This is a genomic window from Halorubrum halodurans, assembly GCF_002252985.1.
Taxonomy (GTDB): Archaea; Halobacteriota; Halobacteria; order Halobacteriales; family Haloferacaceae; genus Halorubrum; species Halorubrum halodurans.
The window spans coordinates 1-6,908 of record NZ_NHPJ01000108.1; the positions used below are offsets into that span (position 1 = coordinate 1).

At 71.9% G+C, this 6,908-nt stretch carries 8 protein-coding genes; 4 read left to right on the top strand and 4 right to left on the bottom strand.

The annotated features are described in order from the left end of the window. Positions 1-233: 233 nt before the first annotated feature. The gene (locus DJ70_RS12645) at positions 234-998 is read right to left on the bottom strand and encodes a PHP domain-containing protein (RefSeq protein WP_179234055.1); all 765 of its coding nucleotides are present in this window, start codon (positions 996-998) and stop codon (positions 234-236) included. Between the two features lie 123 nt (positions 999-1,121). On the opposite strand from DJ70_RS12645, the gene DJ70_RS12650 reads away from it, so the two are divergent. Continuing rightward, positions 1,122-1,418, top strand: a complete 297-nt coding sequence (locus DJ70_RS12650) for a DUF7565 family protein (protein ID WP_094533559.1) — start codon at positions 1,122-1,124, stop codon at positions 1,416-1,418. A gap of 73 nt (positions 1,419-1,491) precedes the next feature. Continuing rightward, positions 1,492-2,658, top strand: a complete 1,167-nt coding sequence (locus DJ70_RS12655) for an ArsA family ATPase (RefSeq protein ID WP_094533561.1) — start codon at positions 1,492-1,494, stop codon at positions 2,656-2,658. Positions 2,659-2,699: 41 nt separating this feature from the next. On the opposite strand, the gene DJ70_RS12660 is transcribed toward DJ70_RS12655, so the two are convergent. Then, entirely contained in the window at positions 2,700-3,344 is a 645-nt protein-coding gene (locus DJ70_RS12660) for a hypothetical protein (protein ID WP_094533563.1), read from the bottom strand. Next, positions 3,341-4,096, bottom strand: coding sequence for a hypothetical protein (locus DJ70_RS12665; protein ID WP_179234056.1), 756 nt, complete (start codon positions 4,094-4,096; stop codon positions 3,341-3,343). The genes DJ70_RS12660 and DJ70_RS12665 overlap by 4 nt, the downstream gene beginning before the upstream one ends. Positions 4,097-4,190: 94 nt before the next feature. On the opposite strand from DJ70_RS12665, the gene DJ70_RS12670 reads away from it, so the two are divergent. Together DJ70_RS12670 and DJ70_RS12675 are read left to right on the top strand one after the other, a co-directional pair. Then, complete coding sequence (locus DJ70_RS12670) at positions 4,191-4,631, top strand: hypothetical protein (protein WP_094533565.1); 441 nt, start codon at positions 4,191-4,193, stop codon at positions 4,629-4,631. A 38-nt stretch (positions 4,632-4,669) separates the two neighbouring features. Beyond that, the gene (locus DJ70_RS12675) at positions 4,670-5,407 is read left to right on the top strand and encodes a DUF2103 domain-containing protein (RefSeq protein WP_094533567.1); all 738 of its coding nucleotides are present in this window, start codon (positions 4,670-4,672) and stop codon (positions 5,405-5,407) included. 78 nt (positions 5,408-5,485) lie between these two features. Here the strand turns inward: DJ70_RS12675 and DJ70_RS12680 are convergent, their stop codons facing one another. Next, positions 5,486-6,712, bottom strand: coding sequence for an MBL fold metallo-hydrolase (locus DJ70_RS12680; protein WP_094533569.1), 1,227 nt, complete (start codon positions 6,710-6,712; stop codon positions 5,486-5,488). Positions 6,713-6,908: the final 196 nt, after the last annotated feature.

Below are 6,908 nucleotides of genomic sequence, written 5' to 3' on the forward strand. Positions count from 1 at the left end.
CAAAGGGGCAGCCGGCTCCGGGAAGACGGCCGATGAAAGCACCGCAGCGAACGAAGTGAGCGAGGAGCGCAGCGAGGCCCTCGACCGGAGCCGGCTGGGGCTTTGAAACAGTTCACCGCCCCAGCAACGATCTCTTCTTATTGCTTCTAGAATTCACGAAACACCCGTCTTATAAGCATCCGAAGTACCACGGTCGTTTCGAACGGAAACGGGCCGGGCGATCCCCGCAACGCTCACTCGTAGACGGCCACGTCGTCGAACCGACCCTCGTAGGCGACGTTCGAGGGGAGGGTGGGCTCCTCGCCGGAGAGGAAGAGCCGGTCGGCCTTCGCCCACGTGTTCTCGTAGGCGAGGTGGCCGAACTCGACGAGCCCGCGGAGGCGGTGGTCGACGCCGCCGCGGCGGACGACCGTCCGCGGTCGGCCCTCACGGAACGCGTCGACGATCGCCTCCTCGTCGGGGAGGTCCCCCTCGAAGGCGGTCCACGCCTCGCCGACCGTCGGCCGGAGGTGGGCGTACGAGGAGCCGAACCCGCGGAGGTCGAGCTCGTCGGCGATGTCGCGTGCGCGGTCGTTCTGGTGGCCGAGCAGCTTCGTGTTGTACGTCTCGATGGCGTCGACGCGGGCGTCGTGGGCCGCGAGTTCGGGCCGGGTGAGCGAGATGGTCGCGAACGACGGGTGGGGAACGAGCACCGCGGCGTCCTGGCGTTGGAACTCCGCCATCGCCCCCTCGAAGGTGACGTAGTCGGGGACGGGGTCGGAGAGGCCGATGGCGAGGAGGTGTCGGCGGTTCCCCCAGTCGCCGGTGAACACCTCTCGGCCGGGGACGACCGTCAGGTCGTCGTCGGAGAACCGGGCCGCGCGCTCGCGGATCGCCGGCAGTCGAGTGAAGTGAGGCGCGTACACGACCGCGTCGATCCCGCGCTCCTTCGCGCGGGCGACGACGCGCTCGTCGAGGACCTTGACGTGGGCGTCGACGCGCGTTCGGGATCGGCTCACGCTCCGGGATACGCGAAAGCCGCCCAAAGACGTATCGTTCGCCGACGGCCCGCGGGAGCCGGACGACCGAGGGACGGCGACGTCGGGGGAAACCGTTAATCCCCTCGGCGGGAACCGTGGCGTATGGTTCCCTGGGCGTGCGGTATCGACGGGTGCGACGCCGTCTTCGAGGACGTGGAGTCGGCCGTGCTCCACCAGACGCGAGACCACCAGCGCCACGAGTGTAAGGTGTGTGGCACGATCGTCCCGGACGGCTACTTCGCGATCCGGCACGCGTTCGACGAGCACACCCGCGCGGAGTACGTCCGCGCGTACGACGCCGACTCCGCGGCGGTGCGCCGACGGGAGCAGGTGAAACGCGAGATCGAGAGCGAGGCGAACCTCCAGACCGTCGTGGACCGGCTCGACGAGTCGCCGTAACCCGTCGCCGGGCGCCCTCCAGCGGGCGACCGGGACCGACGGGTACACAAGCGCGCCGCCGCCAGTGGCGAGCATGGACGACATCGACGTCGAGCCCGTCGACCGCGTCGACGACGAGGACGCCGGGAGCGGCGGGGTCGACGAGGGCGCGGGCGAGGGCGACGGGATCGACGAGGACGCACTCGAGCGGACGGCCGGGGACGACGACCTCCCGCAGGGCGTGGACGCGCCCGAGTACGTGCTGTACGGCGGGAAGGGCGGCGTGGGGAAGACGACGATGGCGGCCGCGACCGCGCTCGCCTCGGCGGCGGGCGGCGTCCCGACGCTCGTCGTCTCGACGGATCCGGCCCACTCGCTCTCCGACACCGTCGGCGTCGACGTCCCCGCGGATCCCGCGGTGATCCACGAGGACCTGCCGCTTTACGCCGCCGAGATCGACCCCGACGCCGCGATGGAGGAGGGAATGTTCGGCGCCGACGGCGACCCGCTCGGCGGGCTCGGCGAGATGGGCGAGGCGATGGGCGGGATGCCGGGGATGGGTGACGCGGCGGACGCCGAGGGGATGGAGGACGCGCCCGGCTCGCTGCTCGGGGGGACGATGCCCGGCGCGGACGAGGCCGCGGCGATGCGCCAGCTGCTCGAGTACCTCGACGACCCCCGGTTCGACCGGGTGGTCGTCGACACCGCACCGACCGGCCACACCCTCCGGCTCCTCCAGCTCCCCGAGATCATGGACTCGATGATCGGCCGCGTGATGTCGCTCCGTCAACGCTTCTCGGGGATGATGGACGGGATCAAGGGGATGTTCGGCGACGACGACGAGCCCGACCCGAGCGCCGATCTCGACGAGCTACGGGCGCGGATCGAGCGCCTCCGGGACGTGTTGCGCGACCCCGAGCGGACCGACTTCCGCGTCGTCACCATCCCCGAGGAGATGAGCGTCGTCGAGTCCGAGCGGCTCGTCGCACGGCTCGACGAGTTCGGCATCCCGGTGAACACGCTCGTCGTCAACCGCGTGATGGAGCGGGTGAGCGACGTGGCCGACGTCGACCCCGAGTGGATCGTCGAGCCCGACCCGGAGCACTGCGAGTTCTGTGCGCGGCGGTGGGAGGTCCAGCAGGCGGCGCTGCGGGAGGCGACCGACCTCTTCCGCGGCCGCGACGTGAAACGCGTGCCGCTGCTGGCGAAGGAGGTGCGGGGCGAGGCGGCGCTACGCGTCGTCGCGGCGTGTCTCGACTGACGGAGCAGGGTCCGGGCGATCGCGGGACCGGCGACCGCACCTCACTCCCCGGAGCGCCCCGAGCGCGCGAGGAGCCCCTCGCGGAGCCGCTCGGCCACGCCCGAGAGGTGCGCCTGTCCGAACGTCGCCACGAGGAGCGCTCCGAGGGAGTTGTACGTCAGGTCGAGGACGGTGTCGTCGAGCCCGTGTTGTGCCAGCGGCATGGTGACGCCGGTTCGGGCCGCGACGATGTCGAGCGCGAACTCGAACAGCTCCCAGACGACGCCGAACGCGAGGACGACGACGAGGATGAAGACGAACGCGAACCGACTCGGGATCCGGATCCGGTCGCTGTGGAGGTCGACGGCGCGCAACGCCGTGTATCCCACGCCGGCGACGAGCGACGCCGAGAGCGAGTGTGTGAGGTGGTCCCACCACTCGATCCGCGTGTAGAGGGCGGCCGATCCGAGGGTGTGAAAGAAGACGGCGCTCGTGATCCACACGCCGAGCCAGGGGTCGAGCGGGACCTCGTAGTTCCGTTCGAGCGCCGCCGGGACGAACGTGATGAGCAGCGCGATCCCGCCGTTGGAGATCGCCTTCGGCGCGCCCGCGACGATCCCGTAGACGAGGATCCCGGCGAGGATCGCCTGCATCGTCCGGGTGAGCCGCTTCTGGTTCCGGACCGACGGCCGGGGCAGAAGCGTCATCGGCGCACCACCCGACGGAGGACGCGACGGAGCCGCAGCCCGCGCCGGCGGAAGTGGACGTCGAAGAGGACGCCGGCGGCGAGTCCGGCGAGCGTCACGTAGAGCCACTCGATCATCAGCGCCTCGTTCGTCGTCAGATAGCCGGTGCCGAGGAGTCGGTCGGCGTTCCAACGGAGCACCGTCCACGCGGCCGCGGTGGCCATCGTCGTCATCACGACGAAGACGATCGCGAACCAGTGGGTCACCCGCAGCGAGGTGAACATCTGGAGTTCGACCGTGATGACGAGCGCCAGCGCGGCGATGGCGAGGTACGTCGCGAAGACGCCGACCTCGCCGCCGAGGAGCGCCCGGACCAACACGGGCAACAGCGCGAGCACGAGCACCTCCCACGGCGGCATCACTCGCGGGTCCCGCCCGGCGACCGCGGGCGCGACGACGACGGCGGTGATGGCCGCGACGAGCGCCATCGGGAGGAGGTCGAGCTCCAGGACGCTCTCGAGGAAGACGCCGACGAGCACCGCGACCATCGCCCACCCGATGAGGGCGTTCGTGCGCCCGTTTCGGAACAGCTCCTCCAGCCAGTCCTCGATGGCCTCGGAGTCCGTCAGGTCCGACACGGACCGGTCGATCACGGATCGGTCGCGCCCGGACCGGTCGGCTTCGCCCGCCGGATCGTCGGAGTCGGACCCGTCGGGTTCGGACCCGTCGGACTCCCCGTCCGGGGCGTTCGCGTCGGCGCGGTCGGTGTCCATACGTCCGATCCGGGAGCGCCGACTAATATGGTTGTCCCGACGGAGGCGGTCGGGTTTCGGCCGCCTTTTTGTCGGTCACGGACGAACGCCGCGCATGGACCGAAGGCGGTTCGTGCTCGCCGCCGCCGCGACCGCCGGCCCGCCGACGGGGGCCGGATGTCTCGGCGTCCGCGAGCCGGACGGGCTCCGCCTCGGCGGCGTCCTCCTGGCGAACCGGCGGCCCGAGCGAGTCGAGGCGCGGCTCCGCGTGACGCGCGACGGGACGCCGGTGCTCGACGAGCGGTACGCGCTGGCGGCGGCGGACGACGGCAACGCCTCCGGAGTGTTCCGCAACGACGCCTGGGCGGATCGGGTTGGCGTCTACGGGGTGAGAGTCGACCTGGCAGACGGACCGAGCGAGGCCTTCGAGTACACCGGCGACCACCGCGACGGGGCGTGTACGATCGCCCGCGTCGGGATCCGCGAGGGAACCGTCGCCTTCGGCAGTCACCGGGCGACCGAGGAGGCCCCGTGTCGACCGGACGGGGAGTCCTGAACGAACGGGCTTTTATCCGGCACGCGCCTCCGGTCGGTATGAACTGTCGGCGGTGCGGCACCCCCCTCGAGAAGCCGGGGGACTACTGTCTGACCTGTAACACCGCCAACAGCGACGCCGTCGTCGCGGAGTTCACCGAAGAGCGCGCGGAGCTGACGATGCTCGACGACGACGCGGTCGTCGGGGAGACCGCGATCACGACCCGCCCGGAGGACGACGAGGAGCTGAGCGGCGTCCAGCTGCGCAACTTCGCCGGCCGGGTCGCCGACGAGATCCGCCGGAAACGCCCCGAGACGGTGTACGCCGCCGGCGCGCGCGATCCCCTCCGCGAGACGCGCGCACAGCTCCACCACGAGTTCTACCGCGTGCCGGACGGGGACGCCGACGGCGACGTGGTCCGGTGGGTGCTCGACCGCCGCGGCGACCGGGCGCTGGAGGTGGTCGAGACGCCGCCGCGCGAGAAGGTCGGCGGGTCGCACTCGACGCTCATCGGCGACCGCAAGGGCCGGCGCGCGGTCCGGACGGTGGCCGAACACCCGCACGTGAAGAAGGTCGTTCCCGGCCCGATCGACGCCGGCGGCACCGGCTCGCGGACGGGCCTGCGCGCGAAGGCGACGCGCGCGGGAACGAACGGGAACGTCCGGCTCCTCCTCCGGGACGGCTCGAGCGTCCAGGAGAACCGGATCGTCACGACCGCGATGGACCGCGAGACCGGCGAACGCGTCCGCGAGGACCTGAACGAGGCGCTGCGGGAGGCCGACCTCCAGGACGGCTGACCGGCCGGGTCGGTCGCCGGCTCCGGGACGGGTCGGTCGCCGGTTCCCGGCCGGGTCGGTCGCCGGCTCCGGGTCGCGTCAGTCGTCCGCCTCGGGCTCCGGTGCGGGTTCGGCCGCACAGCGGTTCGGTCCCATCTCGAGTTCGATCGCGGCGACCTCGTCTGCGGGCGACTCGACCCCCCGGTTGGCCGCGATCACCGACTCGTAGTTCGGCGGCTTCTCCGGCAGCGTCGCCGTGATCTCCTCGACGAACGCCGCCCGGTCCCGCTGGAGGATCCCGATCTCCCGTCGGGCCGCCCCGACCGTCGTCGCCACGGGTTCGCCGGGGACCGCGTCGGTGGTCCCGTCGTTCGCGACGGAGAAGTGGCCGGGCAACACGACGACGTCGTCGGGCTCCGCGAGGAGCGTGCCGTGAAGCGAGTCGTAGAGGCGCTCCGCGCCGGAGCGCGCGCCGGCGGACTCGCCGCCCTCGTCGGCCGCGAACTGGAGCTCCGTCCGGCCGACGCCCCCGGTGAAGAGGGTGTCGCCGGTGAGGACCGCGGAGCGACCGACGAGGTAGCTCGCCATGTCGTCGGTGTGGCCGGGCGTCGCGAGCGCCTTCACGTCGATCCCGCCGACCGAGAGCGTCTCGTTGCGCCCGATCGCGTCGAAGTCGTACGCCACGTCGCGGTCGGCGGCCGCGGCGGGGAGGACGTAGGGGACGCCCAACTCGTCGGCGAGCGCGCGGCCGCCGGAGAGGTGGTCGGCGTGGACGTGGGTGTCGAGCACCGCCGCGATCGACGCGTCGCGGGCGGCGGCCGCGGCCCGCCACTCCTCGCCGTGGCGGGAGACGTCGACGGCGACGGCGACGCGGGAGCCATCCTCACCCTCGCCCCCGACCACGAGATATCCCAGACACCCCTTCGCGCGGCGCTGGATCTGGACGATCTCGAGGGGGTCGTCGCCGGCGTCGGGGAGGGGAACCTCGACCCGGTCGTAGACGGCCGACCAGCCGCGCATCCCGTCGTCGATGGCGTACACGTCCTCGTAGCCGGCGGCCGCGAGGTCGTCGGCGAGCGCGTGCGAGGACTTCCCCTTCGCGCAGACGGTCACGACCGTCTCCTCGGGGGCGATCCCGGTCGCCGTCTCGAACTCCTCGCGGTCGAACCGGTGGAACGGCTTGTAGACGTAGTTGATCGCGCCGGCGATCCGCCAGCCCTCGTAGCTCTCCTCGGGTCTGGTGTCGACGAGGGCGAACTCGCGCTCGCCGCGTCGCGCCGCGTCGACCATGTCGCGGAACTCGTCGGCGGTGATCGTCTGGACCATGGCGGAGTATTGGCGGGAGCGGACAAAAGCGCTGTTCTCGGAGGGCGTTCGGACGACGCGACGGCCGGGAGACGAGTTGGTGGTGGCGCGCCTCCGAGCGGCCCGACGGGCCGCGAGGAGCCCGCGAGGGAGTCGACCGGCCGGAGCGAAGCGGAGGTCGGTCGACGAGGCTGGGGAGGCGTGAGGTGCGGTGCGG

Excerpts from the sequence above, each read along its gene's own strand:
- DJ70_RS12675 (WP_094533567.1), top strand. The coding sequence starts at position 4,670 with ATGAACTGTCGGCGGTGCGGCACCCCCCTCGAGAAGCCGGGGGACTAC.
- DJ70_RS12680 (WP_094533569.1), bottom strand. The coding sequence starts at position 6,712 with ATGGTCCAGACGATCACCGCCGACGAGTTCCGCGACATGGTCGACGCG.
- DJ70_RS12650 (WP_094533559.1), top strand. The coding sequence starts at position 1,122 with ATGGTTCCCTGGGCGTGCGGTATCGACGGGTGCGACGCCGTCTTCGAG.
- DJ70_RS12670 (WP_094533565.1), top strand. The coding sequence starts at position 4,191 with ATGGACCGAAGGCGGTTCGTGCTCGCCGCCGCCGCGACCGCCGGCCCG.
- DJ70_RS12660 (WP_094533563.1), bottom strand. The coding sequence starts at position 3,344 with ATGACGCTTCTGCCCCGGCCGTCGGTCCGGAACCAGAAGCGGCTCACC.
- DJ70_RS12665 (WP_179234056.1), bottom strand. The coding sequence starts at position 4,096 with ATGGACACCGACCGCGCCGACGCGAACGCCCCGGACGGGGAGTCCGAC.
- DJ70_RS12655 (WP_094533561.1), top strand. The coding sequence starts at position 1,492 with ATGGACGACATCGACGTCGAGCCCGTCGACCGCGTCGACGACGAGGAC.